Genomic DNA, 1,288 nt, shown 5'->3' with positions numbered 1-1,288 from the left:
GGGCAGTCTTAGTGTCCTTGACGGTGAAGGTTGCGGTTTCCGTGGGGATGATCCCCCCGAGATCAGGCGAGACCAGCATTGCAAACAGCGCGTAGGGAATGAACAGGTCATACCCGGTTTCAACCTGGTGCACCGTGCGGCGGCCGTGGATCATTTCCATCGTGTCGCCGCTCCGCACGCGGAAATCGACAACGGGCCGGCTGAGTTCGACTTCAACGTCGTTATAGTTCAGCTGTCCTGTCGGCATCCGCTTGACGAGCAAGGCGCAGATCGGATCGACAACGCGCGAATTCTCGCGGCGGTGGAACATCGTAATGCGCAGATGGCTTTCGTTGCGGTCGTCAAGGAGGTAGCCGCGCAGGCCCGTGCCTAAAGGCTTGTCATCGTGCTTGGTCACAGGTGAAGCGCGTTCGAACCGTGCGACGCCCAGCTCTCGATCGTCGAACTCCACCCATACGACGGGGGCGGGAAGCCTCACTTCACCAAGGATCGCCATAGCTGGCAGACCAGCTTCCTCAGCCTGCTTGGAAACAGCATCGTGAAGCGTGTCGGTGTAGGCAGCCGCCAAGTGATCGAGCAGGAACACCTTGGCCTGCTGCAGCGCATCGAGCGCGTAGACTCGGAACTGCCGCAGGTCGTCGGACGGTGCAAAATGCCAGATCAAGTCGTCTTTGGGAGCCGACTTACCCGCGAGCGACGATCCGTATGATGAAATCAATGATTTATAGAGCATTTCATCGGCACCCGCACCATCTTGATCAGCTTCCGACGAACACCTTAGATGATCAAGCTACTTTCAAGGAAGCCCCGCCGACCACTTGTCGGCTCCCCTGTAGCGCGTCAGCATGTCCGTCGGCCAAGCTGGTTGTCGCTGAACATCCTCCCGACCTGTCGACCGGAACGGTTAATCGGCGAAAGGCCCAAATCGGGGCGTCTGACCGTGCATTTGGCCTCAAGCCGCTCGACAGCCTCGAGGAGATGCGGCAGCGACCGAGCAATGCGGTCGATGGGCGCGACCACCAGCGCATCGCCCCTGCCGATCTGCTCCGGCGCCGGGGCCAGCTCCGGCCGCGCCCGCCCGCCCGAAGCCCGCTCTTCATGGCTGCGGCGCAGCAGCCGGCGGATTTTTTGCCCGCGGCCGGGGCAGGGGGCCTGATCCCCGATCCGGACGCGCGCCCGGCTGATTGGGGGCGTCAAGCCAGCCGTGCGCGGCGGCCGCTGAGGCACAGGCGCGATAAGCGCTACTTATCGGGGGTGATGTCGGAGATTCTGTGAGTGGTAGATAGCG

Annotated in this window: 2 protein-coding genes; both read right to left on the bottom strand. The window is 62.2% G+C overall.

Features of this window, described 5'->3' with window-relative positions:
* Positions 1-733 (bottom strand): hypothetical protein (locus C5F48_RS23930; protein ID WP_107666142.1); only part of this gene is annotated, 733 nt, incomplete at its 3' end.
* Positions 734-840: 107 nt separating this feature from the next.
* The gene (locus tag C5F48_RS23925) at positions 841-1,227 is read right to left on the bottom strand and encodes a recombinase family protein (protein ID WP_245941524.1); all 387 of its coding nucleotides are present in this window, start codon (positions 1,225-1,227) and stop codon (positions 841-843) included.
* Positions 1,228-1,288: the final 61 nt, after the last annotated feature.

The sequence above is a fragment of the Cereibacter changlensis JA139 genome, assembly GCF_003034985.1.
Taxonomy (GTDB): domain Bacteria; phylum Pseudomonadota; class Alphaproteobacteria; order Rhodobacterales; family Rhodobacteraceae; genus Cereibacter; species Cereibacter changlensis.
The sequence above is the reverse complement of the archived record's forward strand: the minus strand, read 5'-3'. Positions and strand labels throughout refer to the sequence as shown.